Source organism: Rhizobium sp. 05N49, from assembly GCF_056396805.1.
Genome location: NZ_JBFTME010000006.1, coordinates 111,464 through 136,096, shown reverse-complemented (window position 1 = coordinate 136,096; position 24,633 = coordinate 111,464). Strand labels below are relative to the sequence as shown.

The 24,633-nt window shown below is 60.6% G+C and carries 25 protein-coding genes and 1 pseudogene; 17 read left to right on the top strand and 9 right to left on the bottom strand.

From position 1 onward, the window contains the following. Window positions 1-152: 152 nt before the first annotated feature. From AC1DF8_RS14250 to AC1DF8_RS14220, 7 genes and pseudogenes are all read left to right on the top strand, one after another. On the top strand, window positions 153-707 hold the full coding sequence (locus tag AC1DF8_RS14250; protein WP_113015835.1) for an RBBP9/YdeN family alpha/beta hydrolase: 555 nt from the start codon (window positions 153-155) through the stop codon (window positions 705-707). 110 nt (window positions 708-817) lie between these two features. Then, window positions 818-3,121, top strand: a complete 2,304-nt coding sequence (locus AC1DF8_RS14245) for a putative bifunctional diguanylate cyclase/phosphodiesterase (RefSeq protein WP_478153980.1) — start codon at window positions 818-820, stop codon at window positions 3,119-3,121. A 231-nt stretch (window positions 3,122-3,352) separates the two neighbouring features. Beyond that, entirely contained in the window at window positions 3,353-4,117 is a 765-nt protein-coding gene (gene purC, locus AC1DF8_RS14240; protein WP_007826228.1) for a phosphoribosylaminoimidazolesuccinocarboxamide synthase, read from the top strand. 20 nt (window positions 4,118-4,137) lie between these two features. Next, entirely contained in the window at window positions 4,138-4,380 is a 243-nt protein-coding gene (gene purS, locus AC1DF8_RS14235) for a phosphoribosylformylglycinamidine synthase subunit PurS (RefSeq protein WP_007826230.1), read from the top strand. A 45-nt stretch (window positions 4,381-4,425) separates the two neighbouring features. Beyond that, a pseudogene (locus tag AC1DF8_RS14230) lies at window positions 4,426-4,976 on the top strand (RNA 2'-phosphotransferase). Then, window positions 4,973-5,644, top strand: coding sequence for a phosphoribosylformylglycinamidine synthase subunit PurQ (gene purQ, locus AC1DF8_RS14225; RefSeq protein ID WP_112968194.1), 672 nt, complete (start codon window positions 4,973-4,975; stop codon window positions 5,642-5,644). Before AC1DF8_RS14230 ends, purQ begins: the two are co-directional and overlap by 4 nt. Window positions 5,645-5,666: 22 nt before the next feature. Continuing rightward, window positions 5,667-6,071 carry a hypothetical protein gene (locus AC1DF8_RS14220; protein ID WP_478153979.1) on the top strand — a complete coding sequence of 135 codons (405 nt, stop codon included), beginning with the start codon at window positions 5,667-5,669 and terminating at the stop codon, window positions 6,069-6,071. A 93-nt stretch (window positions 6,072-6,164) separates the two neighbouring features. On the opposite strand, the gene AC1DF8_RS14215 is transcribed toward AC1DF8_RS14220, so the two are convergent. After that, a complete protein-coding gene (locus AC1DF8_RS14215; protein ID WP_113015830.1) occupies window positions 6,165-6,425 on the bottom strand; it encodes a DUF1127 domain-containing protein in 261 nt (86 codons plus the stop codon). Between the two features lie 80 nt (window positions 6,426-6,505). Between AC1DF8_RS14215 and AC1DF8_RS14210 the strand changes: the two genes are divergently transcribed. The 4 genes from AC1DF8_RS14210 (at window position 6,506) to AC1DF8_RS14195 (ending at window position 11,355) form a co-directional block, all read left to right on the top strand. After that, the gene (locus tag AC1DF8_RS14210; protein WP_112547743.1) at window positions 6,506-7,924 is read left to right on the top strand and encodes an aminotransferase-like domain-containing protein; all 1,419 of its coding nucleotides are present in this window, start codon (window positions 6,506-6,508) and stop codon (window positions 7,922-7,924) included. 125 nt (window positions 7,925-8,049) lie between these two features. Beyond that, window positions 8,050-8,628, top strand: a complete 579-nt coding sequence (locus AC1DF8_RS14205) for an acyloxyacyl hydrolase (RefSeq protein WP_478153978.1) — start codon at window positions 8,050-8,052, stop codon at window positions 8,626-8,628. 239 nt (window positions 8,629-8,867) lie between these two features. After that, window positions 8,868-11,102 (top strand): phosphoribosylformylglycinamidine synthase subunit PurL, encoded by a 2,235-nt coding sequence (purL, locus tag AC1DF8_RS14200; RefSeq protein ID WP_113117014.1) that lies wholly within the window; start codon window positions 8,868-8,870, stop codon window positions 11,100-11,102. 19 nt (window positions 11,103-11,121) lie between these two features. Further along, window positions 11,122-11,355 (top strand): BolA/IbaG family iron-sulfur metabolism protein, encoded by a 234-nt coding sequence (locus AC1DF8_RS14195; RefSeq protein ID WP_004676237.1) that lies wholly within the window; start codon window positions 11,122-11,124, stop codon window positions 11,353-11,355. 136 nt (window positions 11,356-11,491) lie between these two features. Here AC1DF8_RS14195 and AC1DF8_RS14190 read toward each other — a convergent pair whose 3' ends face one another. Next, window positions 11,492-12,637 (bottom strand): hypothetical protein, encoded by a 1,146-nt coding sequence (locus tag AC1DF8_RS14190; RefSeq protein WP_478153977.1) that lies wholly within the window; start codon window positions 12,635-12,637, stop codon window positions 11,492-11,494. 166 nt (window positions 12,638-12,803) lie between these two features. Here AC1DF8_RS14190 and AC1DF8_RS14185 point away from each other — a divergent pair, with 166 nt between their 5' ends. The 5 genes from AC1DF8_RS14185 to hisC all read left to right on the top strand — a co-directional run bounded on the left by AC1DF8_RS14185 (window position 12,804) and on the right by hisC (window position 17,565). Further along, window positions 12,804-13,034, top strand: coding sequence for a hypothetical protein (locus AC1DF8_RS14185; RefSeq protein ID WP_112547747.1), 231 nt, complete (start codon window positions 12,804-12,806; stop codon window positions 13,032-13,034). A gap of 204 nt (window positions 13,035-13,238) precedes the next feature. Beyond that, entirely contained in the window at window positions 13,239-13,577 is a 339-nt protein-coding gene (gene grxD / locus AC1DF8_RS14180; RefSeq protein WP_112547748.1) for a Grx4 family monothiol glutaredoxin, read from the top strand. Window positions 13,578-13,714: 137 nt separating this feature from the next. Then, a complete protein-coding gene (locus tag AC1DF8_RS14175) occupies window positions 13,715-14,962 on the top strand; it encodes a multidrug effflux MFS transporter (RefSeq protein ID WP_112968375.1) in 1,248 nt (415 codons plus the stop codon). A 132-nt stretch (window positions 14,963-15,094) separates the two neighbouring features. Next, on the top strand, window positions 15,095-16,375 hold the full coding sequence (locus AC1DF8_RS14170) for a multidrug effflux MFS transporter (RefSeq protein WP_113148193.1): 1,281 nt from the start codon (window positions 15,095-15,097) through the stop codon (window positions 16,373-16,375). 131 nt (window positions 16,376-16,506) lie between these two features. Next, on the top strand, window positions 16,507-17,565 hold the full coding sequence (gene hisC / locus AC1DF8_RS14165) for a histidinol-phosphate transaminase (RefSeq protein WP_478153976.1): 1,059 nt from the start codon (window positions 16,507-16,509) through the stop codon (window positions 17,563-17,565). A gap of 24 nt (window positions 17,566-17,589) precedes the next feature. Here the strand turns inward: hisC and AC1DF8_RS14160 are convergent, their stop codons facing one another. The 6 genes from AC1DF8_RS14160 to AC1DF8_RS14135 all read right to left on the bottom strand — a co-directional run bounded on the left by AC1DF8_RS14160 (window position 17,590) and on the right by AC1DF8_RS14135 (window position 22,577). Next, entirely contained in the window at window positions 17,590-18,414 is an 825-nt protein-coding gene (locus tag AC1DF8_RS14160) for an inositol monophosphatase family protein (RefSeq protein WP_478153975.1), read from the bottom strand. A gap of 16 nt (window positions 18,415-18,430) precedes the next feature. Then, window positions 18,431-19,261, bottom strand: a complete 831-nt coding sequence (locus AC1DF8_RS14155; protein WP_478153974.1) for an inositol monophosphatase family protein — start codon at window positions 19,259-19,261, stop codon at window positions 18,431-18,433. Between the two features lie 44 nt (window positions 19,262-19,305). Then, a complete protein-coding gene (gene ttcA, locus AC1DF8_RS14150) occupies window positions 19,306-20,172 on the bottom strand; it encodes a tRNA 2-thiocytidine(32) synthetase TtcA (RefSeq protein ID WP_478153973.1) in 867 nt (288 codons plus the stop codon). A 59-nt stretch (window positions 20,173-20,231) separates the two neighbouring features. After that, window positions 20,232-21,161, bottom strand: a complete 930-nt coding sequence (locus AC1DF8_RS14145; protein ID WP_112547754.1) for a glutaminase — start codon at window positions 21,159-21,161, stop codon at window positions 20,232-20,234. Window positions 21,162-21,230: 69 nt separating this feature from the next. Then, on the bottom strand, window positions 21,231-21,848 hold the full coding sequence (gene rpsD, locus AC1DF8_RS14140; protein WP_112547755.1) for a 30S ribosomal protein S4: 618 nt from the start codon (window positions 21,846-21,848) through the stop codon (window positions 21,231-21,233). Between the two features lie 198 nt (window positions 21,849-22,046). Then, window positions 22,047-22,577: a MarR family winged helix-turn-helix transcriptional regulator gene (locus AC1DF8_RS14135; protein WP_113206262.1), complete on the bottom strand. Its 531-nt coding sequence runs from the start codon at window positions 22,575-22,577 to the stop codon at window positions 22,047-22,049. A 102-nt stretch (window positions 22,578-22,679) separates the two neighbouring features. Here AC1DF8_RS14135 and AC1DF8_RS14130 point away from each other — a divergent pair, with 102 nt between their 5' ends. Continuing rightward, window positions 22,680-23,015, top strand: a complete 336-nt coding sequence (locus tag AC1DF8_RS14130) for a cupin domain-containing protein (RefSeq protein ID WP_478153972.1) — start codon at window positions 22,680-22,682, stop codon at window positions 23,013-23,015. A 3-nt stretch (window positions 23,016-23,018) separates the two neighbouring features. On the opposite strand, the gene AC1DF8_RS14125 is transcribed toward AC1DF8_RS14130, so the two are convergent. Continuing rightward, complete coding sequence (locus AC1DF8_RS14125) at window positions 23,019-24,533, bottom strand: helicase HerA domain-containing protein (RefSeq protein ID WP_478153971.1); 1,515 nt, start codon at window positions 24,531-24,533, stop codon at window positions 23,019-23,021. Window positions 24,534-24,633 lie beyond the last annotated feature (100 nt).

Here is a 24,633-nt window from a genome sequence, read left to right as displayed (position 1 = left end):
TCCTCAGCCAAGATGAGCCGGAGGCGAATGTGGCGGCACAAAGCGGGCCGACACGAGAACGCAACCGGCATGCAGCCACCATAGCAAATTTCTTGAGCTAAGTCGCTCTTTCCCTTGACATCGCGGTCAAGCTTTCTCACATCGGCGACATTATGAGAGCTTCAGACGCAGATATCCTCATCATTCCCGGCTATACCAACTCCGGTCCCGACCACTGGCAGAGCCGCTGGGAGGCAAAATTGAGCACCGCGCGCCGCGTCGAGCAGGCGGAATGGTCCAAGCCCGTGCGCGAGGACTGGAGCGTCCGCATCGCCGAAGCGGTCAATGCTTCCACTCGCCCCGTGGTACTCGTTGCCCATTCCCTCGGCGTGCCCTCGGTGATCCACGCAATCCCGATGTTTCAGAAGCGCGTTGCCGGCGCCTTCTTCGTTGCGCCGCCCGATGTCGCCAATCCGGATATTCGTCCGAAGCATCTCATGACCTTCGGCCCCTACCCGCGCGATCCGCTGCCCTTCCCCTCGATCACTGTCGCCAGCCGCAACGATCCTTTCGGCACTTACGAGCATGCCGACGATATCGCCAACAGCTGGGGTTCCTTCCTGGTCGATGCCGGCGATTCCGGCCACATCAATGCCGAATCCGGTCACGGCCCCTGGCCGGAAGGCACGATGGTCTTTGCCCAGTTTCTAAGCCGCCTGCCGGGCTGAGGAAGCCAAAAAATCCGGCATTTCCAGTGAATTAAGCGATCGCTTTCTAAGCATTTCTTAATGGAAAGACCGCAGACTGCGCTGACGCAAGAAAAGCGAGAGCGCGCCCCGTGAAGCAAAGCCATCCGCCCAAAACCGCCGCCGATGTCAATCGCGACGAACAGGCTGCTGACGGGTTTGCAAGCTACACCGACGATTCAGATATCAACGAGCGCGAAAGCCGATGGAACTACGCGCTCGTCGGTTCCGGCCTCGGCGTCTGGGACCACAATTACCGTCTCGACAAGAAATACTATTCGCAGACCTGGAAGAGTATTCGCGGCATGGCCCCTGACGAGGAGGCCGACGGCGAGTACGAAGCCTGGCTGCAACTCGTCCATCCCGACGATCGTGATTTTGTCATCGACGCCATCGAGCGCCAGAATGCCGGTGATCCGGACTATCATGTCTTCGAGTATCGCGAACGCCACAAGGACGGCCACTGGGTCTGGATCGAGTGCCGCGGTGCGCCGGTCGAATGGGATGAGAACGGCACAGCCCAGCGCGTCGTCGGCACGGATACCGACATCACCGCACGCAAGGAAACGCAGGAGATGCTGGCGCAGCTCTCCCGCCGCCTCGACCTTGCTTTGCAGATCAGCGACATCGGCGTTTTCGAGGCCGACATCGACCACGGGACCGTCGAATGGGACGAGCGTCTCATTGCCATCTACGGCCTGAAGGGCATCGATCATCTCTCGGCCGTAACTGCATGGCCTGACGCAATCCATCCCGAGGATCGCGAGCGCGTGCTTGGCACTGTCGAGCGCCATGTCCGCGACCAGACCGGCTTCAATCACGAATTCCGAATCATCAGGGGTGACGGTGCCTTGCGCATCATTCGCGCCCGTGGTGCCTTCTTCGTCGACGGCAATGGCTGCCGCAAGCTGATCGGTGCCAATTGGGACGTCACGGAAGAAGTGGCGCTGCGCAACGAGTTGCGGCGCGCCAAGGATCTTGCCGAAGCCCGCAACCGTGAACTCGAAGCCGCCAAGGAAAGCATCGAGCATCTGGCGTTCCACGATTATCTGACCGGCCTGCCGAACCGCCGCTATCTCGACAAGATGCTGGAGGAACGCTCCGCCCATTGTCGCGAGGAAGGGCTGGCGCTTGCCGTCCTTCATATCGATCTCGATCGCTTCAAGCAGATCAACGACACGCTCGGCCACCGCGCCGGCGATCATATGCTGAAACACGCCGCCAAGGTGCTGCGCGACTCCATTCGCGCCACCGACTTCGTCGCTCGCATCGGTGGCGATGAATTCGTCGTTCTCTGCATCGTCGACACCGCGTCCAAGAAGATCGCCACCGTCGCCGAGCGCATCATCCGCGAGCTGCGCAAGCCCATCAAATACGAGGGACATGATTGCCGCTTCGGTGCCAGCATCGGCATCGCCATCGACAGCGGCCCGAAGCTCGATGAAAAACAGCTCCTGCTCAACGCCGATATCGCCCTCTACCGGGCGAAAGGCTCCGGCCGTAACCGCCACGAATTCTTCTCCAATGCAGCGCGCCGCACGATCCTGACGGCCAAGCGCCTGGCCGATGAAATCCTGATCGGCCTGGAGCGCAACGAATTCGTGCCCTTTTACCAGCCGCAGTTCGATGCCCGCACGCTCGATATCGCGGGTATCGAGACGCTGGCCCGCTGGCAGCATCCCGAACATGGCCTGCTCGCCCCCGATCGCTTCCTCGACATTGCCGAAGACCTCGACGTCGTCTCCATCATCGATGCGCTCATCCTGGAACAGGCAATAGCCGACCGGAAAACCTGGATCCGCGAAGGCTTCGCCATTCCCCGCATCTCCGTCAATGTCTCCGGCCGGAGACTGTCCGATCCGCAGCTCGGCAAGAAGCTGCGTTCTCTCAAGATCGAGCCCGGCACGGTCTCCTTCGAACTGCTTGAATCGATCTCGCTCGATGATTGCGACGAGGCGGTTACCGCCAATCTCAAGAAGCTGAAGAAACTCGGTATCGATATCGAGGTCGATGATTTCGGCACCGGTCATGCCTCGATCGTCAGCCTGTTGCGGTTGAGCCCGAAAACACTGAAGATCGACCGCGAACTCATCAGCCGGCTGCCGCAATCGGCCGAACAGCGCAAGCTCGTTCGCTCGATCATCGACATCGGCCGCTCGCTGAATATTCTCGTTACCGCAGAAGGCGTCGAGACGGCCGATCACGTTCGCATCCTTGAGGAGCTCGGCTGCGACATGCTGCAGGGCTATGCCCTCGCCCGGCCGATGTCAGGCCTGCAGATTCCGGCTTTCATCCGTGGCGAAAGCTGGCGGCGGTCGGAGGGGGAAGCGCGCGCGCTGCAGAGGGATCTGCGCCGGTCGGTCGATCGGCCTGTCTCCAAGACGGCCTCCAGATAAAGCCCTGTATAAACCCTCCGAGATTTTGCCTTCATTCCACCGTAAAGAAAAAGGCGGTAGTCTCCTCCTGGCAAGATTTCGATTCTCTTTGCGGTTTTCCCGCCCAAGGCCGGAAACCGGGGAAGGAGTGACAGGCGGATTGTGAAACTCTCTCTTTTCCTTTAAGGGGACGCCACGAGATCGATCCACGCGCACTATCCCAAGAGCGCCAACAGTTAGAGAATAACCACAATGAACCGTCGCCGCCGTATCTACGAGGGCAAGGCAAAGATTCTGTATGAGGGACCTGAACCGGGCACGCTGATCCAGTTCTTCAAGGACGATGCCACTGCTTTCAACAAGAAGAAACACGAAGTCATTGATGGCAAGGGCGTCCTCAACAACCGTATTTCTGAATATATCTTCAGCCATCTGAACAAGATCGGCATTCCCACCCACTTCATCCGCCGGCTCAACATGCGCGAGCAGCTGATCAAGGAAGTGGAGATGATCCCGCTCGAGATCGTCGTGCGCAACGTTGCCGCCGGCTCGCTCGCCAAGCGTCTCGGCATCGAGGAAGGCGTGGTCCTGCCGCGCTCGATCATCGAATTCTATTACAAGTCGGATGCGCTCGAGGACCCGATGGTCTCCGAAGAGCACATCACCGCCTTCGGCTGGGCCAATCCGGCCGAGCTCGATGACATCATGGCGCTCGCCATCCGCGTCAACGACTTCATGACCGGCCTCTTCCTCGGCGTCGGCATCCAGCTCGTCGATTTTAAGATCGAATGCGGCCGCCTCTTCGAAGGCGACATGATGCGCATCATCCTGGCTGACGAAATCTCCCCGGACAGCTGCCGCCTCTGGGATATCGAGACACACAAGAAGATGGACAAGGACCTGTTCCGCCGCGATATGGGCGGTCTGCTGGAAGCCTATTCCGAAGTTGCCCGCCGTCTCGGCATCATCAATGAAAACGAGCCCGTGCGCGGCACGGGCCCCGTTCTGGTCAAGTAAGTAAAAGCAGGGAAAAACACGTGATCAAGGCTCGCGTCACCGTCACGCTGAAAAACGGCGTTCTCGATCCTCAGGGCAAGGCCATCGAAGGCGCGCTCGGTGCCCTCGGTTTCGGCGGCGTCGGCCATGTCCGCCAGGGCAAGGTTTTCGACCTCGAGCTCGAAGGCACCGACAAGGCCAAGGCTGAAGCGGATCTCAAGGCCATGTGCGAAAAGCTGCTCGCAAACACGGTCATCGAGAATTACGCGATCGCGATCGACTGACGATCATAGGCCCGTCGCATGGGCGGGCCTTCAGGATGAAGCGTCATGCAGGCAAAGCTGGAGACGGAAGTCTCGAAATTCATGAGCTATGTTTTGCGCCATGCGCCGGAAGCCGCAAGCCTGACGCTCGATGCCGAGGGATGGGTATCCTTCGATGATTTCGAAAAGGCGGTGACATCGAAATATGATGTCACGCGCGACGATATTATCGGGATCATCGAAAACAGCCCGAAGAAGCGCTTTGCGCTGGTCGATAACAGAATTCGCGCCAATCAGGCCATAGTGTCGAAGTCGATCTGGCATTGAAGGCGGTCGAGCCGCCCGCAATACTCTTTCACGGCACGTCGCTGCTGAACTGGCCGCTGATCGAGCGCGAAGGCCTGAAGAAGATGGAACGGCATCACGTCCATCTCTCTGCGGATGCGCAGACGGCGAAGGTCGTTGCAACGCGCCGCAAGGGCGACCATATAATCCTGCGTGTAGACGCAGCCCGCATGTTTTCAGAAGGGCATTCTTTCTTTGTCTCGGACAATGGAGTATGGCTCGCCGAAAGCGTTCCAGTTCAATATCTTTCGCCAAATGCGGGGACCTTATGAAATCAGCCGTCGTTCAACTTCCGGGCCTCAATCGCGATCGTGACATGATCGCCGCTCTCACCAAGATCTCCGGTCATCAGCCGGTGACGATCTGGCAGACGGAGACGGAAATCCCTGACGTCGACCTGATCGTCATTCCCGGCGGCTTCTCCTACGGTGATTATCTGCGTTGCGGCGCCATTGCTGCCCGCATGCCGGTCATGCAGGCAATCATCGAGAAGGCGAACCAGGGCGTGAAGGTGCTGGGTGTCTGCAACGGCTTCCAGATCCTCGTCGAGGCCGGCCTGCTGCCGGGCGCGTTGATGCGCAACGCCTCGCTGAAATTCGTCTGCCGCGAGATCAAGCTCGAAGTCGTCAATGCCGAAACGGATTTCTCCCGTGCCTATGCAAAGGGCCAGATCATCCGTTGCCCCGTCGCCCATCACGACGGCAACTATTTTGCCGATACGGAAACGCTGGCCGCCATCGAAGGCAACGGCCAGGTCGTTTTCCGCTATGCCGATGGCACCAACCCGAATGGTTCGGTCAACGACATTGCCGGCGTCATGAATACCAAGGGCAATGTTCTCGGCATGATGCCGCATCCGGAAAATCTCATCGAAGCCGCCCATGGCGGTTCGGATGGCCGCGGCCTCTTTGCCTCGGCGCTCGACGTCATCGCCGCCTGATTTCTGCCGAAGAGCAAGATAGATGCGCCCTCGCCTTTTCGCAGCCATCACTAACGCCGCTGCCTTTGCCGCCCTTGCCGCGCTCGTCGCTGCCTGCCAGTCCTCGACACCTGCAAAGGGGCCGGACCGGAGTGCGTTGTCGACCATGGAGCGTGTGGCGCTCGGCGCCAATAGCTGCTGGTTCAAGTCGGGCGACACAGCTTTCGCCGCTTACAGGCTCGCACCGGAACTCAATTCCTTCTCCGGCCGCCCGCGCATCCTCGTGGTGCACAAGGGCAGCCCGGAAAGCCGGCCGCTGCTCGTGGTGCAGGCCGAAGGCAATCCGGCCAAGATGCAGGCCTTCGGTCCGATGATGTCCGAGCCGGTCGCCGGTCGCATCGCTGCCGATGTCACCCGCTGGTCGGGCGGCAACCGCGCCTGCAGCTAGAGCAATTCAGCAAAATCGTGCAGCGGTTCTGCGCCCGGAATTGCCTGAAATAATGGATGGAGTATTTCCCGTTTTCGAGAAAAGGGAAATGCTTCAGCCTTGATCCCAGAAAAACGACTTGCTGACCTCGCGTGCGGCATCGGAGTGCGACAGGCCGATATCCTTGAGCTGATCCGCCGTCAGTCCGCGTAGCGCCCGGCGTCCCTCCCGCTTCTGGCGCCACAGAAGCAAGCTTGCCCACAAGCGGCCGAGCTGAGTTGTGGCCGGCGCCTGCCTCGGGAGGACAATTTCGTGCGGGCTATCGATAGAGACAATCGATACAATATCACCCTTCATTTGAGGTACAACGGACATCCCTTGCTCCTGTTGTTTCCGTCTTCGTGATTGTCACATAGTCTTGACAGTGTGAGGGTGACAATCTATTCATTGTCACCATGACAAATTGGCTCCCAGATCTCTCGCAGGGCTCCGGCCCGGTCTATATGCGGCTCGCGGACAATATCGAATCCGCCATTGCTTCCGGTGCTTTGCCGGCAGGCAGCAAGCTGCCGCCGCAGCGAAATCTTGCCTATGACATCGGGGTGACAATCGGAACAATCGGTCGTGCCTATGCGCTAGTCCATGAGCGCGGTCTCGTCGCCGGCGAAGTTGGCCGCGGCACCTATGTCCTCGACCGAGCTGACACGCCGCCGAGCGAGCAGGTGGATCCCGTTACACTTTCGCTGAGCGGCACCCGCATCGCGGATGCTCCGGCAAACAAGCTTCGCTTCGACACGACCGCCGCCCCGGATCTTGGTCAGGGCAAGATCATCGCCGGCATCATGGCAGAGATCGGCGAGCAGCATCTGGCGGAAATCTCCTCCTATTCGCGCAGCTTCCCGCGCAACTGGTTCGAAGCCGGCCGCCTGTGGCTGGCCCGTGCCGGCTGGTCGCCGGACGTCGAAAACGTTGTTCCGACGCTCGGCGCGCATGCCGCCGCCATTTCGGTCATAGCCGCCGTGTCTGCGCCCGGTGACAAGATCGTCTTCGAGAACCTCACCTATACGCAGGTCAGCCGCAGCGTCCGCCTCCTCGGCCGGCGCACGCTGACTGTGGAGTCGGATGAGAACGGTGTCATTCCCGAGGATTTCGAGCGGCTCTGCCTACAGCAGCATCCGAAGCTGATCTTCCTGATGCCGACGGTCCACAATCCGACGCTTGCGATCATGCCCTATGAACGGCGCGTCGCCATTGCCGATATCGCCAGGCGGCATGGTGTATGGATCATCGAGGATGATCTCTATGGCGGCATGGCCAATGACGCTACGCCGTTGCTCGCGGCAATCGCGCCCGATCGCACTTTCCTGGTCAACGGCCTGTCGAAGTCGGTTGCCGCCGGCGTGCGTGGCGGCTGGGTCGCCTGCCCGCCGCATTTCGCCCAGCGCATCAAGGTCACCCACAAGATGGTCACGGGCGGCCTGCCCTTCATCCTGGCCGAAACATGCGCGCGGCTGATCCAGAGCGGCAAGGCGCACGAGATCCGCAATGCAAGCGTTGCAGAGCTGTCAGTCCGTGTGAAGCTTGCGCGCGAGCAGTTGCAGGGTTTCGAGTTCGAATCCCATCCGCATGCGCCCTTCCTGTGGCTGAAACTTCCCGAGCCCTGGATGTCCGGCACGTTCAAGAACGCCGCCTACCGGGATGGCGTTCTGGTAGACGACGAGGATGAGTTCAAGGCGGCCCGTGGAGAGAAGGTCTATCACCGCGTGCGCATCGGAATCTCCTCGCCGAAGGATAGAAACGAGATGTTGTCAGGGCTTATGATATTGAAACGTCTACTGGAAAACGGCGGCTCCGCCTATGATGGGGAAATCTGACCTGTTGCAATTTGGTGTCAGGGCCGTGGAAACGACCGCAACTGGAACACCCGCGCTTTACCGCTGACACCCGGATGTTACCTCTGTCCCATTCCGCTGTTTAAGCGGGAATCAAAGGACAGCAGATGAAATCCGATTTCCGTTCATGCCTGCTACGCCTGTCGAGTATCGCGTCAGCCGCAGTTGTTGCCAGCAGCTTGGGAATGTCATCGGCGAATGCCGCAGGCAGGATCTTCGACGAATTGCGCTTCGGCGCCTCCGCCTCCGTTCAAGGTGGTCATTCCCGAGAAGACGGCGTTTTCCCGGAGATTACGGCCCTCTTCGATCCCTTCGGTTTCGAGCAGGCCACAGGCTGGAAGCAGCAGCTCATGCATCCGCGCGTCCATGTCGGCACGTCGATCGGCACTGAGGGCGAAGCCACGCAGTTTTTCGCCGGTTTCACCTGGACTGTCGATCTCAGCGACAAGATCTTTGCCGAAGCCGGTTTCGGCGGCGTCATCCATACCGGTGATATCAGGGGCAATGACGACGGTCCGGATCTCGGCTGTCGCGTGCTCTTCCACGAATATCTCGGCGCCGGCTATCGTTTCACCAGCAATTGGAACCTGATGGCGCAGCTTGCGCATTCCTCGAATGCCAATCTCTGCGACGGTCCGAACGACGGCATGACCCGCGCCGGACTGATGGTCGGCTACAAATTCTGATCGGCCGCGACCGTTCACGACATGGCTGCGAATTCTTTGATGCCTGCCCTCTGTTGATGGCAGGCATTTTCCTGTCGCGCGCACTTCCTACATAAGCTAAAGACACGACAAACGCGCTGGGGCATGTCTGTTTTCCGTAAATCACAGGCACGCTCCATCTCTTTGTTTTCACGCAATCCGAATGCAAAACCGCTGCGCACTTTTGCTGGATTGCTCTAGGCAGGGATTTTCGAGAGCTCATGACCATTCCAAACACCATCCAGATCACGCCGGAACTCATCGCTTCCCACGGCCTCAAGCCGGATGAATACCAGCGCATTCTGGATTTGATCGGCCGCGAACCGAGTTTTACCGAGCTTGGCATCTTCTCGGCCATGTGGAACGAGCACTGCTCCTACAAATCCTCCAAGAAGTGGCTGCGCACCTTGCCGACCAAGGGACCGCGCGTCATCCAGGGACCCGGCGAAAATGCCGGTGTTGTCGATATCGATGACGGCGACTGCGTCGTCTTCAAGATGGAGAGCCACAACCACCCCTCCTATATTGAGCCCTATCAGGGAGCCGCAACCGGTGTCGGCGGCATCCTGCGCGACGTCTTCACCATGGGCGCGCGCCCGATCGCTGCCATGAACGCGCTGCGTTTCGGCGAGCCGGATCATCCCAAGACCCGCCATCTCGTCGCCGGCGTCGTTGCCGGTGTTGGCGGCTACGGCAATTCTTTCGGCGTGCCGACGGTCGGCGGTGAAGTGGAATTCGACGCCCGCTATAACGGCAACATCCTCGTCAACGCCTTTGCCGCCGGTCTCGCAAAGTCCAACGCCATCTTCCTGTCGGAAGCCAAGGGTGTGGGCCTGCCCGTCGTTTATCTCGGTGCCAAGACCGGCCGCGACGGTGTCGGCGGCGCCACCATGGCTTCGGCCGAATTCGACGAGTCGATCGAGGAAAAGCGCCCCACCGTTCAGGTCGGCGACCCCTTCACCGAAAAGTGCCTTCTCGAAGCCTGCCTCGAACTGATGAAGACCGGCGCCGTCATCGCCATCCAGGACATGGGTGCCGCCGGCCTCACCTGCTCGGCCGTCGAAATGGGCGCCAAGGGCGACCTCGGTATCCTGCTCGAACTCGACAAGGTGCCGGTGCGCGAAGAGCGCATGACCGCCTATGAGATGATGCTGTCGGAAAGCCAGGAGCGTATGCTCATGGTTCTGCAGCCGGAAAAGGAAGAGGAGGCCAAGGCGATTTTCGTCAAGTGGGGCCTCGATTTTGCGATCGTCGGCAAGACCACCGACGACCTGCGTTTCCGCGTCATGCATCAGGGCGAGGAAGTCGCCAACCTGCCGATCAAGGATCTCGGCGATCAGGCGCCGGAATATGACCGCCCGTGGCGCGAATCCGACAAGCGCGCGCCCCTGCCCGCCAACCTCGTCGCCGCTCCCGGGAATTACAACGAAGCGCTGCTGCAACTCGTCGGTTCCGCCAACCAGTCCAGCCGCCGCTGGGTCTACGAACAGTATGACACGCTGATCCAGGGCAATTCGCTGCAGCTCCCCGGCGGCGACGCCGGCGTCGTGCGCGTCGAGGGTCATCCGCTGAAGGCGCTGGCCTTCTCCTCCGACGTCACCCCGCGCTATGTCGAGGCCGATCCGTTCGAAGGCGGCAAGCAGGCTGTGGCTGAATGCTGGCGCAACATTACCGCAACCGGCGCCCTGCCGCTGGCGGCCACCGACAACCTCAATTTCGGCAATCCCGAAAAGCCCGAAATCATGGGTCAGTTCGTCGGCGCCGTGAAGGGCATCGGCGAAGCCTGCCGTGCACTCGATTTCCCGATCGTCTCCGGTAACGTCTCGCTCTATAACGAGACCAATGGTGTCGCGATCCTCCCGACCCCGACCATTGCCGGCGTCGGTCTGATGCCCGACTGGCGCAAGATGGCCCGCATCGGCAGCGCTGCCGAAGGCGACAAGGTTGTTCTTATCGGCACCGACGGCAGCCATCTCGGCCAGTCGATCTATCTGCGCGATATCGTCGGCAGCACCGAAGGTCCGGCTCCCGAAGTCGATCTCTTCGCTGAACGCCGCAACGGCGATTTCGTCCGCTCGGTCATCCGCAATGGCCAGGCGACCGCCTGCCACGATATTTCCTCAGGCGGCCTCGTGCTGGCGCTTGCTGAAATGGCGATGGCCTCGGGCAAGGGCCTCGACATCAGCCTCAGCGAAGGCAAGGGTGCGGCCCATGCCCTGCTCTTCGGCGAGGATCAGGCGCGTTACGTTCTGACGGTTCCTGGTGATGTCGCCGATTTCGTCTGTGCCAATGCAGAAGGCGCCGGCGTGCCCTTCCGCCGCCTCGGCACCGTCAAGGGCGATGCCCTCGTCGTCGACGATCTGATTGCACTGCCGATTCAGCAATTGCGCGATGCACATGAATCGTGGTTCCCTGATTTCATGGATGGCCGCGGCGAGCTTGTCGCTGCGGAATAATGTGCAAGGAGTAACGATCATGGCCATGAAACCCGGTGACATCGAAGACATGATCAAGGCCGGGATTCCCGGTGCCAAGGTAACGATCCGCGATCTGGCGGGTGACGGCGATCATTACGCTGCCGAAGTCGTCGCGGAGGCCTTTCGCGGCAAGAGCCGCGTACAGCAGCACCAGATGGTCTATGAGGCGCTGAAGGGCAATATGGGCGGCGTCCTGCACGCTCTAGCCCTGCAGACCTCGGCGCCGGATTGACATGCTGGCTTCGGCCGACTGAGGATCTGAAATGAACAGACCCGGCTGGAAGGCTTCTTCCGCCGGGTCTCTTTGTTTTGAAACGGAAGCGATCGGTTTCGAACGTACGCCTCTTCGCCCTTTCTTTGCTGAGCTCTCAGGCCGGCAGCTTGTCCTGCTCGGGATCGGCAAAGACCGATGCCGGCATCGGGCCAGCGGTCAGCAGCGTGAAATCGAAGGAGGATTTCTTGTCCGGACCCAGCACATACTGGCGATGAACGCGTAACTGATCCTTGCGGATCTTCTTGTAGTGCTCCGGCGTCAGCATCTGCCGCACGCGGATATGGATCATGCGCGCCTGCGGCGCGTCCGGATGGCCGGACACGCTGACGACAGGCACCTTGTAGAAATTGATCGAGTCCGTCAGGCACTGCACATCGAGCCAGAAAATATCCGGGCACCGCGCAATCAGCCCGACGCGCGAGCGCAGGAGTGTAGCAGACGACATCAGCGCGCATTGCAGGATCGCACAGCCGAGTGTCGCAAAGACCACGCGTTTCCCCTTGAAGACATGCGGCTCCCGCTCCAGCAGAATGCCGACGACATGGGCCGCAACGCTGGAGCCCATGCTGTGCGAAGAGATGACATATTCATCGGCCTCTTCGTTGAGCGCTGCGCGCATCGATGTCGCGCATTGTTCCAGCCAATCGTTGAAAACAGGCTTGTCCATGCGTGCGAGCGCCACGGCCATTTCCCAGTCGGCAAAAAGATGCAGCGTGTGGAAGCGCTCCGAGAACGGCAGGAAGCCGAAGATGAAGAAGATGGCCGCGAGCGGCGCGCTCCAGCCGATGTGCCAGACGGGTAGTCCGAGCAAATATTGCAGCGTCAGGATCTGCAGCGTGACGACGATTGCGAGAGCCGTCAGCAGGAAGGGAAAGATGAAGAAGAGGCCAAAGCGCCAGGCATGCCGGAAATAGCCGGCCATGCCGCCCTCGCGCACAACCTGCCAGAAGCTTGCAAAGCCCGCCGCGATGCGGCTTGCCGTATTGCCGGCGCGCAACCGCTGCACCAGCTCGTCATGGTCGAAGACATGGACGCGGGTCTGCGTCTGCCAGCCATTAGCGCTGGCACCGACATCGAAGGAAACATAGGGACCGGTATCAGCAGTACCCGTCTCGATGTTATAGCCCCAGACGGATGCGCTTTGCCTTGCTGTACGCTCATACCGTGCCCGGTGCGCTGCGCCATCAAGTGGTTCAAATCCGGGGAAATGCAGCACAACCCGCTTGTCGATCAGTTTCATAGTCTTTTTCTTCTTTCCGGCGGGTTGAGTGCGCCGTTGCCAGGATGACGGGTTCGCCTGAAAATACGGCGAAAAACCGGATAAAACCGTCGAGCCGCCTTGCTAAGCGAACTCTTCCGGAATTCAATAGGGGCAGCTGCGTTTCGGCAGGGTCGAGGGGGATTTTGTGGGCAATCTCGTGAATGAACTGGTGTCAGGCGTCGTCAATAGCGTGCTGAAGGAAATCCTGAAGAAGACAACGGGCCGTACCACAACCAAGCGCAAGCGCCGCAAGGCAGCGTCTGCAACGGCGAGCCGCACCACCCGCAAGGCAACGCCGGTGAGTCGCAAGCCTGCTCGCAAGCAGGTCAGCAAGCGCCGCACGGTAGCAGGCCGCAGCAGGCAGCGCCGCGCTTAGAGCCTTCTCCACCGATACCGGGATTGAACGGATCAAGGTCTATCGCAACGAGGCGTAACGCATAGGCAACAACCTGTGCCGCTAAGTGTCGCGGATTGGTCTTTTTTTGGTTTTCGCGGGTGGAATTCCGGCTTCCACATGCTATCTAAGGGAAACGATTGAAACGGCGGGCCTTTAACCTGCCTGTTGAAAGGATTAGGTCCCATGAGCGGTATCAACGAATTCATCGAAAACGAGATCAAGAGCAACGACGTCGTCCTCTTCATGAAGGGCACGCCGCAGTTTCCGCAGTGCGGTTTCTCCGGTCAGGTCGTCCAGATCCTCGATTACATCGGTGTCGACTACAAGGGCATCAACGTGCTCGCCGATTCGGAAATCCGCCAGGGCATCAAGGATTACTCCAACTGGCCGACGATCCCCCAGCTCTACGTCAAGGGCGAGTTCATCGGCGGCTGCGACATCGTCCGGGAAATGTTCCAGGCCGGTGAGCTCCAGCAGCACCTCCAGGAAAACGGCGTCACGGTCAAGACCGCCGTCGCCTGATCGGTCACCGGGCGTCCGTCCGGTTTCCAAATCTGTATCTTGAGTTCGAGGCGCTGCGCCAAGCAGCGCCTTGACCTGTTTATGGGAATTTCATTGTGACAGATTCATCACAAGCCATGTCCGCGGGTCGGCTGCCCATGGGCAAGCTGGAATTTATCGCGCTTGCGGCTTTCCTGATGGCAGTCAACTCGCTGGCCATCGACATCATGCTGCCCGCACTGCAGCAGATCGGCTCCAGCCTCGGCGTCGAGAACGAAAATCATCGCCAGTATGTCGTTTCCGCTTATCTTTTCGGTTTCGGTCTCGCCCAGCTTTTCTACGGCCCGCTTTCCGATCGCTTCGGCCGCCGTGTTCCGCTGCTGATCGGCCTCGGCATTTACGTCGTTGCCGCCTTCGGCATCGCTGTGGTCCCGACCTTTGCCGGGCTTCTGACGCTGCGCTTCATTCAGGGGCTCGGTTCTGCCGCCACCCGCGTCATTACTATTTCCATCGTCCGCGATGTCTACGGCGGAAGGCAGATGGCGGAAGTCATGTCGCTTATCATGATGGTCTTCATGGTCGTGCCGGTCATTGCGCCGGGCAGCGGCCAGATCATCATGCTCGTCAGCACCTGGCACATGATCTTCGTCTTCATCGGCACCATGGCGACGGCCGTCGGCATCTGGATGTATCTGCGCCTGCCGGAAACGCTGGATCCCGCCAATGTCCGTCCGTTCACGGTCCGCTCGGTGGCGCAGGGCTTTGCGATCTTCTTTTCCAACCGCATCGCCCTCTGTTACACCATTGCCAGCACGATCCTCTTCGGCGCGTTGTTCGGCTTCATCAACTCTGCCCAGCAGATCTATGTCGGCATCTACGGTCTCGGCGTCTACATGCCCGTCGCCTTTGCCGGAGTGGCGCTGTTCATGGCCTTCTCGTCCTTCATCAATTCCCAGCTGGTCGGCCGCTTCGGCATGCGCCGGCTCTCGCACGCATCCCTCCTCGGTTTCTGCGGCTTGAGTTTCATCTGGCTGATGGTGCAGATATCAGGGCCGCAGCCGATGCCTTTCCCGATCTTCATCGTCTTCTTCGCGCTGGTGATGTTCCAGTTCGGCTGGATCGGCTCGAACTTCAATTCGCTCGCCATGGAGCCGCTCGGCCATCTCGCCGGCACGGCTTCCTCGGTCATCGGCTTCATGAGCACGATCGGCGGCGCATTGATCGGAGCCATGGTCGGACAGGCCTTTGACGGCACGGCAACGCCGATGATCGCCGGCTACTTCGGCGTCTCGCTGATCGGTATCGTCTTCGTGCTGATCGCAGAAAAGGGCCGGCTGTTCAGGGCGCAGCATGCGCCGCTGTCGAAGGACGCATCACTTTCCAGCTTCAGCGATATCGGGCACTGAGATCAGGCGCCCAATCAGCACTGAAGCTTTCAGACACATCAGGCGGCGGCACATTTTGGTAGGGGTTCGCCGCCCTCCCACACAATATTCGGCCGCTTTCCGGCCGCTCTTCCGTCATTCAGGGGGATACGGATGACTCCGACGCACAAACCGCACACGGAAAACCAGGGTTCTGCCCGCATTGGCATGGGCTTCTTCGAATTCGTGGTGACCATCGCCATCATGACCGCCAGCATTGCCATGGCGATCGACAGCATGCTGCCGGCGTTGCCCAATATCGGCCATTCGCTGGGTGTTACCAGCAACAATGATGCGCAGCTCGTCATCGGCGTCTTCTTCTTGGGCTTCGGCGCATCCCAGATCATATTCGGCAGCCTGTCGGATGCCTTCGGCCGCCGCAACATCCTGCTTGGCGGCCTTGCCTGCTACGTGGTCGGCATGTTTGCCGCTGCGGCCACCGGCAGTTTCGAAATGCTGCTGATCATGCGCTTCGTTCAGGGTATCGGCGGCGCGGCCGTGCGCATCACCACCATGGCGATCGTCCGCGATTGCTTCGGTGGCCGTGAGATGGCCCGCGTCATGTCCTATGTCATGATCGTCTTCATGATCGTGCCGATCGTCGCCCCCTCTGTCGGCCAGCTCATTATCACCTATGCGCATTGGAACTGGATTTTCATCCTGCTCGGCATCGTCGCGACGATTCTCTTCGTCTGGGCGCTCCTGCGCCTGAAGGAATCGCTGCCGCCGGAAGAGCGCATTCCGCTGTCCGTTGGCGCTGTCGCCGATGGCTTCAGGACGGTTCTCACCAACCGCATCACCTGCGGCTACATGATCGGCCTCACCATGTTCACCGGCGTCATCAGCGCCTATGTGATCTCGGTTCAGCAGGTTTTCGGTGAGGTTTACGGTCTCGGCGACTGGTTGCCGATCGCCTTTGCCGCTACGGCAGGCGGCATCGCCGTTGCCAACTTCCTGAACGGCATGCTGGTGCGCACCTTCGGCATGCGCCGCATCTCGCATGCTGCCATGCTGCTCTTCACCATCGTCTCGGCGGTCGGCTTTGTCGCAGCACTTGGCGGCACCCCGTCCTTCGCCTTCTCCTACGCCCTCTTCTCGATCCTGCTGATGATGTTTGCCGTCATCGCCACCAATTTCACCGCGATCAGCCTGGAGCCGATGGGCAATCTCGCCGGCACGGCAACGGCTGTCACCGGTTTCGTGTCGACGACGTTCGGCGCCCTCCTCGGCGGCGGCGTCGGCCAGCTGTTCAACGGCACGGTTCAGCCGCTGTTCGGCGGTTTCGCGCTCTTCGGCGCGGTCACCGTCGTCATGGTTCTCTGGGCGGAAAAGGGCAAGCTGTTCACCCATCCCGGCGACAGCCCGCAACTCGACCCCGGTGCTGTTCACATGTAATGCTGCTTGAGGCCTAAAGCGTGCAGCGATCATTCAGCTTCGCTTGCCACGTTTTAGGCTTTTGTTTTCGCAGTCGCTCTCGCAAGGCCGCTGCACGTTTATGCGCGACTGTCTTTGACCGGAAGTACACGATGAGCCGTTTCTGGAGCCCCCTTGTTCAATCGCTGACACCTTACGTGGCGGGCGAACAGCCTGTCATCGAAGGGCTGGTGAAGCTCAACACCAATGAGAACCCTTACGGCCCTTCGCCGCGTGCCTTGGCGGCAATCTCGCAAGCCGTCAACGACACGCTGCGGCTCTATCCCGAGCCGACTGGCCTGAAAGTGCGCCAGGCGATTGCCTCGAGCCATGATCTCGATCCCGGCGAGGTCTTCGTCGGCAATGGCTCGGACGAGGTTTTGGCCCATACGTTTCAGGCGCTCCTGAAGCACGACCTGCCCCTGCTCTATCCCGATATCACCTACAGCTTCTACCCGACCTATTGCGGTCTCTACGGCATCACCTTCCGCGAGATCCCGCTGGACGAGAAGATGCAGGTGCGCATCGAGGACTACCGCCAGCCCTGCGGCGCGATCATCCTGCCGAACCCGAATGCGCCGACCGGCACGGCGTTGCCGCTTGCGGCGATCGAGGCGCTGGTACAGGAACATCCGGATCAGGTCGTCGTCATCGATGAAGCCTATGTGGATTTCGGTGGCCAGAGTGCCATTCCGCTCGTGCGGAAATATCCGAACCTGCTCGTCATCCAGACCTTCTCCAAATCGCGCGGCCTTGCCGGCCTGCGCGTCGGTTTCGCCGTCGGCCAGCGGCCGCTGATCGATGCGCTGGAACGGGTCAAGGACAGCTTCAATTCCTATCCGCTGGACAGGCTGACACAGGCCGGCGCCGTGGCCTCTTGGGAGGATCAGGACTGGTTCGAGAAACATTGCGCGCTGATCGTCGCAAGCCGTGAGCGGTTGACCGCCGCCCTCGGCGAGTTCGGCTTCGAGGTTCTGCCCTCCTCCGCCAATTTCGTCTTCGCTCGCCACAGCACCCGCGGCGGCGCCGAGCTGGCTGCGGAGCTGCGCAAGCGTGCGGTGCTGGTCAGGAATTTCCGCGGGCAGCGCATCCAGGATTTCCTGCGCATCACCATCGGCACCGATGCCGAATGCGACACGCTCCTTGATGCATTGAAACAGATATTGGCCTGAGTTCGAACTCAGGCCAGTTCAGGTTTAGACCGTCGCGACCTCGCGGCGGAAGATTTCCCAGCTCTCCTTGTCCGGCGTAATCAGCAACCCGCCGGTCACATGATGCGGCAGATAGGCCGAACCGTCGAAACGGGCGGCATAGGCGCCGGCTTCCTGGCAGATCAGCGTGCCGGCCAGGTGATCCCAAGGCATCAGCTTGTTGTACATCAGGTAATGCACATGCCCGCCGGCAAGGGTGCGGTATTCATGTGCTGCGCAGCGGTAGTTGGTGAGGAAGCGAACCTTGGCAAGATTGCCAAGGATTTCGGCGCGCTTTTCCTGCGGCAGGTAGCCGGTGGAAGCCATGCCGACCATCTGGTCAAGCGCGACAGGTTCTGCCACTCGCAACCGTTGCGCCTCGCCATCCGGCCGGCGCAGCCAGGCGCCGCCGCCCTTTTCCGCCATAACCCAATCGTCGCCCATCGGATCATAGATGATGCCGGCAACCGTCTCGCCCTTGGAGACGACCGATGCCATGACGCCGAAGGCCGGAATGCCGGAAGCAAAGTTGAAGGTGCCGTCGACGGGATCGACGACGATGGCGAGATCGGCACCTTTGAGCTTGTCCAGAAGTGCTTCGTCAGCGGCAACCGATTCCTCACCGATGAACAATGCCTCCGGCCAGAGGCGCGCGGCCTCGGCTTTCATCATCCTTTCGGCCAGCTCATCGGCCTCGGTCACGAGGTCGGTCGCTTCCGTCTTGGCGCGCACATCGCTGCTGCCCAGTCGGCGAAAGCGCGGCAAGATCTCGGCTTTCGCTGCCTGCCGCAGGAGATCGGCAAGCTTCATCGTATCTATGGCAGTCGTCATGGCGGTTCCTTTCGGTTTATCGGTAGCCGACGATCTCGGTTCGGATCATCTGCCAGCTGTCCTTATCGGGAGCAGAGATGATGCCGCCGGAAATCTCGCCGGGCCTGTAGGGCGTTCCGTCGAATTTGGCGGTATGGCCGCCGGCTTCCTGATGGGTCAGCACGCCGGCCAGATGATCCCAGGGCATCAGCTTGGGGTGGCCGATGAAATGCAGCTTGCCCGAGGACACCATCCAATATTCGTAGGCCGAGCAATTGAACGCGAAGGTCATCTTGACCTTCGCCATATTGCCGGCAACACGCGAACGATCCGGCTCTGCCATATGGCTGCAGGCCATGGCGCCGATCATGAGGCCCAGCTCCAGAGGTTCCGCGACCTTGAGGCGGGCAGGCTCGCAATTGCGTCTCTGCTGGAAGGCGCCGGCACCCTTGAGGGAAACGACCGTGTCGCCGAGCACCGGATCGTGAATGATGCCGGCAACCGTTTCTCCCCTTACCGTCACGGCAAGGATCGTACCGAAAACCGGCATGCCGGCCGCAAAATTGAACGTGCCGTCGACGGGATCGATGACGAAAGCAAGATCGGCATCGGCAAGCGCCGGCACGACCGAACGATCCGCCTCATAGGCTTCCTCGCCGACAATGAGTGCCGAGGGAAAACGCTCGCGGATTGCTGCCGTAAGGTAAGCCTCGGAGCGCAGGTCGGCTTGCGTTACGAGATCGACGGAAGACGTCTTTTCGGAAACATTGGCCGCAGCCGCATTGCGGAAGCGCGGCATGATCTCTTCTTCGGCGACATGCCTGAGGCAATCACCGAGGAACTCTATGTCTTTGTCTGGGAAAATCATTTTGGACTCGTTGCATGGAACTGCTGAGGCTCATAGCAAGTCCATTATGACGTTTGGGTGACGGCCAGCGCAGAAAAGTCGAAAAGTTTCGGATCGAGCAGGTGTGACGGGTTCACATGCGCGAGCGCACGCAGCATCGTGTCCTTGCGGCCGGGCATGCGGCGCTCGATATCGGCGAGCATATCCTTCATCGCATTGCGCTGCAGACCGTCCTGAGAGCCGCAGAGATCGCAGGGAATGATTGGAAACTGCATGGCAGCGGCAAACTTGGCCATGTCGTCCTCGGCGCAATAGGCGAGCGGCCTGAGCACCATCAGATTGCCTTCGTCGTTCAGAAGCTTCGCCGGCATCGCGGCCATCCGTCCACCGTGGAAGAAGTTCATGAAGAAGGTTTCAAGAATGTCTTCCCGATGATGGCCGAGCACCAGCGCGTCGCAGCCTTCTTCCTTGGCAATCCGGTAGAGATTGCCGCGGCGCAGGCGCGAGCAGAGCGAACAGTAGGTCGCTCCCTCCGGTACCTTCTCCTTCACGATCGAATAGGTGTCGCGATATTCGATGCGATGTTTGACGCCGATCTTTGAAAGGTATTCCGGCAGCACATGCTCCGGGAAATTCGGCTGGCCCTGATCGAGATTGCAGGCGATCAGCTCCACCGGCAGCAGACCACGCCATTGCAGATCGAGCAGCAGCGCCAGCAGGCCATAGGAATCCTTGCCGCCGGATATGCCGATCAGCCAGCGTTTCTGGCCCTTGAGCATGTCGAAATCTTCGAAGGCCTGGCGCACCTGCCGCAGCAGACGCTTGCGCAGCTTGTTGAAGGAGACCGAGTGGGGCGCGTCGGCAAACAGCGCATGGCCGATGCCGGCTTCAGCCGCTTCCAGATCGTCGGCAATATTGGCTGCGATATTCATCTTGCTACCTGTCTGATGTGCCTGCCCTGCTTAGCAGAAAGCCGCCGGCCAACACAGCCTCAATCGCCGAAAACGGACCAGCCCGTACGCGCCGCCAGCATCTCCAGCGCCACGGCGCCAAGCTGCGAATTGCCGACCTTGTTCAGCCCCGGCGACCAGACCGCGATCGAGGCGATGCCCGGCGCCACGGCAAAGATGCCGCCGCCGACACCGCTCTTGCCCGGCAGGCCGACATGATAGGCGAAGTCGCCCGATCCGTCGTAATGGCCGCAGGTCAGCATCAGCGCATTGATGCGCCGCGCTCGTTTCGGCGACACGACCGAATGGCCGGTCAGCGGATTGCCGCCGCGTGCCGCAAGGAACAGGCCGGCGCGGGCCAGCTGCTCGCAGGTCATGGAGAGCGCACACTGGTGGAAATAGACGCCGAGCACATGATCGACGGGGTGATCGAGATTGCGGTAGGAGCGCATGAAATTGGCGAGCGCGAAATTACGATAGCCGGTCGCCGTCTCCGAGCGTGCCACCTTGTCGTCGATGGTGATGGATTCGTCGTCAGCGAGGTAACGCACGAAGCGCAGCAACTCGCCGATCGCCTCGCGCGGCGCATGGCCGGCCATGACGACATCGCTGACGGCGATCGCGCCGGCATTGATGAAGGGATTGCGCGGGATGCCGTGCTCATGCTCGAGCTGGACGATGGAATTGAAGGCTGAGCCCGAAGGCTCGCGGCCGACGCGTTTCCACAGCCCCTCGCCCACCTTGCCGAGCGCCAGCGTCAGCATGAAGACCTTGGAAATGCTCTGGATGGAAAAGGCGACATCGGCATGGCCGACGCTGTAGACCTTGCCGTCGACGGTGATGATCGACATGCCGAACTGGTTCGGATCGACCTTGGCAAGTTCGGGAATATAATCCGCGACCTTGCCCTCGCCGATGCGGGGCGTCAGCTCCTTGTAGATGCTGTCGAGGACTGCCTGCAAATCCACCATCTTCCCTCCGGATACGAAAAAGCCGCCCCGAGAGGCGGCTTTTCCAGAATGCGAAAACGCCTCTCGCGATTAGCGAGAATAGAATTCGACGACCAGATGCGGTTCCATGACAACCGGGTACGGAACGTCGGCAAGCGTCGGAACGCGTGCGAAAGTGGCAACCATCTTGTTGTGGTCGACTTCGACGTAGTCAGGAACGTCGCGCTCTGCGAGCGAAACCGATTCCAGAACCGTAACGAGCTGCTTGGAGCGCTCACGAACTTCGATGACGTCGCCGACCTTGCAACGGTAAGAACCGATGTTGACGCGGACGCCGTTGACCGTAACGTGGCCATGGTTGACGAACTGACGGGCAGCAAAGACCGTCGGAACGAACTTGGCGCGGTAGACGATCGCGTCGAGGCGGGACTCCAGAAGACCGATCAGGTTTTCCGAGGTGTCGCCCTTGCGGCGGTCAGCTTCAGCGAAGATCGCGCGGAACTGCTTCTCGCGCAGGTCACCGTAGTAACCCTTCAGCTTCTGCTTGGCGCGCAGCTGCACGCCGAAGTCGGAAAGCTTGCCCTTGCGGCGCTGGCCGTGCTGGCCCGGGCCGTATTCGCGGCGGTTCACCGGGGACTTCGGACGGCCCCAGATGTTTTCGCCCATACGGCGGTCGATCTTGTACTTGGACGATTCGCGCTTGCTCATCGTATTTCCTTTCAAAGTGTTAGGACGGTTTGTTGCCAAACCGCACGAAGGAAACACGCCCTCCTTTGATCCCGTTTCCGGGAGCCGACAGGATCTTTCCATTACGCGAACGGATCTGATCCACGGGACATGTCAAATGAAACACCGGACATTGCTGCCCGGTGCTGGCGCGGTCTTTAGGGATAAGTCACAGGATTGTCAAACAGAATCTGCCACGGCGAGGCCGTTATCGCCGGTTCGCTCAAGGGAACCTGCGAGCTTGCGCAGCAGAGCGGCAAGCGCGCGGCGCTCGCTTTCCTCAAGCCCGCCGAGATGGGCGAGTTCCCGCTTCATATCTTCGCGGAAGGCGGCTTCTGCGCGTTCGATGCCCTCATCGGTCAGCGCCACCTCGAAGCTGCGCTTGTCCTGGGCAGAGCGCTCCCGCCGGATCAGCCCCGATTTCTCCAGCCTGTCCAGCCGATGCGTCAGCCCGCCCGACGAGATCAGCAGAAGGCTGTAGAGCTCGGTCGGCGTCATCCTGTAGGGCGGCCCTGCCCTGCGAATCGTCGCAATCACGTCGAACTCGCCCCGGTCGAGATCGAATTCGGCGAATGTCGCCTCGATGGAGGGCCGCACCAGATTGGAGAGCCGGTAGATGCGCCCGAGGATGCTCATGGGCGTCGTGTCGAGATCGGGCAACTCCTTTGCCCAGAGGGTGCGTAGGCGATCGACGTGATCTTCCGTTTCCATCATGGCTCCAAACTATCTTGACGAGAAGATAAATTGGGTGAAGTATCTTCTCGAGAAGATAAATTCATAGCGAAGTCCGTAGCGTGATCCAAGGAGGAAATCATGTTCCATGTCATACCGCGTGAAATCCAGCAGCAATTCGCCAACCGGACCATTCGCTTCGAGGGCCGGGATTTCGGCGCCCCGGTCTCGATCTTCCTGATCGACAACGAGCCTGGCCAGGGCCCGGACCTGCATGTTCATCCCTATACGGAAATGTGGATCGTGCGCTCCGGCAAGGCGCGTTTCACCGTTGGCGAAGAGACGCTGGAGCCCAATCCCGGCGATATAGTCATCGTGAATGCGGAGACGCCCCACTGCTTCAAGAATGTGGGAACGACGCGGCTGGAGCTCACCTGCATCCATGCCAGCCCCGAGATCATCCAGAGCTGGGTCTGATGCTTATTCTGCGGCGCTCTTCAGGGCCTCGGTGTCAGGCGCATCGGCCGAACCCGGCGCGGTCTCGGCCTGCAGGTCCGGGAAGGCGACGATGCGTTTGCCGGTAAAGTCCGTGTGGACGACGATAAGCCCCTGTTCTTCGAAATAGCCAAGCAGCCGGCGCGCGCGCCGGGCCGAATGCGTGCCATAAGCGCGGGCAATGCGGGCATCGGACGGGCAGGCCTCGCCGCCGATCGCGGCCTTCGCCATCATCAGGAACACACCCTGAAGATCGTCGGTGACGCCATTGGAGAGCGAAAGCGCCGTCGCCCAGGCCTCCCCTGCTGCCATGTCGGGATCGACGCCGGAGCGGGAAACCGCCACGCGCCGCCGGAAATCCTGCAAGGACATTGGGGCTCCCGGAACACGGCGCATGCGCAGCCGCACCAGGAATTCCTGATAGAGGACTGCATCCGTGCGGAAACCGGAGCCCGGATCGTCGAGGATCTCGGAGAGCACGCCGGAAAGCCGCTCCTCGCGCTCTTCGGCCGACAGTTCCGGCTGGGCCACACGCGGCTCGGCGGCCTGCATGGAGCTGGTGGCCGGCGTCGAGCGCGAGAGCTCGGCCAGGATATCGGTGGTCGGGCGCGGCGCCGGTGGAGCACGCCGTACGATCGGCCGCTGGAACTCTTCCGGATCCGGCGTGAAGATCAGGTCTTCGACATCTTGTGGCGAATCCGGCAGCGGCATCAGCTTCGGGCTGGAAGAACGCGCCGATGTCTCGACATTGCCGATCTGGATCGGCAGCGGCCGACGCGACAGCGCCGGTCCAAGGGCGACGAAATGACCGCGCTTCAGATCTCGGAACATTTCCGCCTGACGGCGGTCCATGCCGAGCAGATCAGCGGCGCGCGCCATGTCGATATCGAGGAAGGTGCGGCCCATCAGGAAGTTCGAGGCTTCGGYCGCGACGTTCTTTGCAAGCTTGGCGAGACGCTGCGTGGCGATGACGCCGGCAAGCCCGCGTTTACGTCCGCGGCACATCAGGTTGGTCATGGCGCCGAGCGACGCCTTGCGCGCATCTTCCGAGACATCGCCGCCGACCGAGGGCGCAAACATCTGCGCTTCGTCGACAACGACAAGAACCGGATACCAATATTCGCGATCGGCATCGAACATGCCGTTGAGGAAGGCCGCAGCCGCCCGCATCTGCTGCTCGATATCGAGCCCTTCCAGCGTCAGCACGCAGGAAACTCGGTGCTGGCGGATACGGTTGGCAATGCCGGCAAGCTCGGCCTCGGTGCGCTCGCCATCGACGACGACATGGCCGAACCGGTCGGACAGCGTGACGAAATCACCTTCGGGATCGATGATGACCTGCTGTACCCATTGGGCCGATTGCTCCAGCAGGCGGCGCAGCAGATGCGATTTGCCGGAGCCGGAATTGCCCTGCACGAGCAGACGCGTCGCCAGCAATTCCTCGATATCGAGCGTCGCCGGGTTGCCGGACGCCATTCCCATATCGATGCCAACCTGCACGCCCAATTCCCCTTACAAATTCCAGCCCCCGTCTCTAGCAGATTCGCAGGCGCTGTTGTCGTCAAACCTTTAAAAACCCACAGGGAAAGTCAGGCCTGGA

What these genes read in the sequence shown, in the direction of transcription:
- purL (WP_113117014.1), top strand. Translation starts at nt 8,868, where the DNA reads ATGACCATTCCAAACACCATCCAGATCACGCCGGAACTCATCGCTTCC.
- AC1DF8_RS14195 (WP_004676237.1), top strand. Translation starts at nt 11,122, where the DNA reads ATGGCCATGAAACCCGGTGACATCGAAGACATGATCAAGGCCGGGATT.
- AC1DF8_RS14135 (WP_113206262.1), bottom strand. Translation starts at nt 22,577, where the DNA reads ATGGAAACGGAAGATCACGTCGATCGCCTACGCACCCTCTGGGCAAAG.
- AC1DF8_RS14190 (WP_478153977.1), bottom strand. Translation starts at nt 12,637, where the DNA reads ATGAAACTGATCGACAAGCGGGTTGTGCTGCATTTCCCCGGATTTGAA.
- purQ (WP_112968194.1), top strand. Translation starts at nt 4,973, where the DNA reads ATGAAATCAGCCGTCGTTCAACTTCCGGGCCTCAATCGCGATCGTGAC.
- AC1DF8_RS14215 (WP_113015830.1), bottom strand. Translation starts at nt 6,425, where the DNA reads ATGTCCGTTGTACCTCAAATGAAGGGTGATATTGTATCGATTGTCTCT.
- AC1DF8_RS14210 (WP_112547743.1), top strand. Translation starts at nt 6,506, where the DNA reads ATGACAAATTGGCTCCCAGATCTCTCGCAGGGCTCCGGCCCGGTCTAT.
- grxD (WP_112547748.1), top strand. Translation starts at nt 13,239, where the DNA reads ATGAGCGGTATCAACGAATTCATCGAAAACGAGATCAAGAGCAACGAC.
- AC1DF8_RS14145 (WP_112547754.1), bottom strand. Translation starts at nt 21,161, where the DNA reads ATGGTGGATTTGCAGGCAGTCCTCGACAGCATCTACAAGGAGCTGACG.
- AC1DF8_RS14170 (WP_113148193.1), top strand. Translation starts at nt 15,095, where the DNA reads ATGACTCCGACGCACAAACCGCACACGGAAAACCAGGGTTCTGCCCGC.
- AC1DF8_RS14160 (WP_478153975.1), bottom strand. Translation starts at nt 18,414, where the DNA reads ATGACGACTGCCATAGATACGATGAAGCTTGCCGATCTCCTGCGGCAG.
- AC1DF8_RS14205 (WP_478153978.1), top strand. Translation starts at nt 8,050, where the DNA reads ATGAAATCCGATTTCCGTTCATGCCTGCTACGCCTGTCGAGTATCGCG.
- AC1DF8_RS14130 (WP_478153972.1), top strand. Translation starts at nt 22,680, where the DNA reads ATGTTCCATGTCATACCGCGTGAAATCCAGCAGCAATTCGCCAACCGG.
- AC1DF8_RS14220 (WP_478153979.1), top strand. Translation starts at nt 5,667, where the DNA reads ATGCGCCCTCGCCTTTTCGCAGCCATCACTAACGCCGCTGCCTTTGCC.
- AC1DF8_RS14250 (WP_113015835.1), top strand. Translation starts at nt 153, where the DNA reads ATGAGAGCTTCAGACGCAGATATCCTCATCATTCCCGGCTATACCAAC.
- purC (WP_007826228.1), top strand. Translation starts at nt 3,353, where the DNA reads ATGAACCGTCGCCGCCGTATCTACGAGGGCAAGGCAAAGATTCTGTAT.
- hisC (WP_478153976.1), top strand. Translation starts at nt 16,507, where the DNA reads ATGAGCCGTTTCTGGAGCCCCCTTGTTCAATCGCTGACACCTTACGTG.
- AC1DF8_RS14155 (WP_478153974.1), bottom strand. Translation starts at nt 19,261, where the DNA reads ATGATTTTCCCAGACAAAGACATAGAGTTCCTCGGTGATTGCCTCAGG.
- rpsD (WP_112547755.1), bottom strand. Translation starts at nt 21,848, where the DNA reads ATGAGCAAGCGCGAATCGTCCAAGTACAAGATCGACCGCCGTATGGGC.
- ttcA (WP_478153973.1), bottom strand. Translation starts at nt 20,172, where the DNA reads ATGAATATCGCAGCCAATATTGCCGACGATCTGGAAGCGGCTGAAGCC.
- AC1DF8_RS14175 (WP_112968375.1), top strand. Translation starts at nt 13,715, where the DNA reads ATGGGCAAGCTGGAATTTATCGCGCTTGCGGCTTTCCTGATGGCAGTC.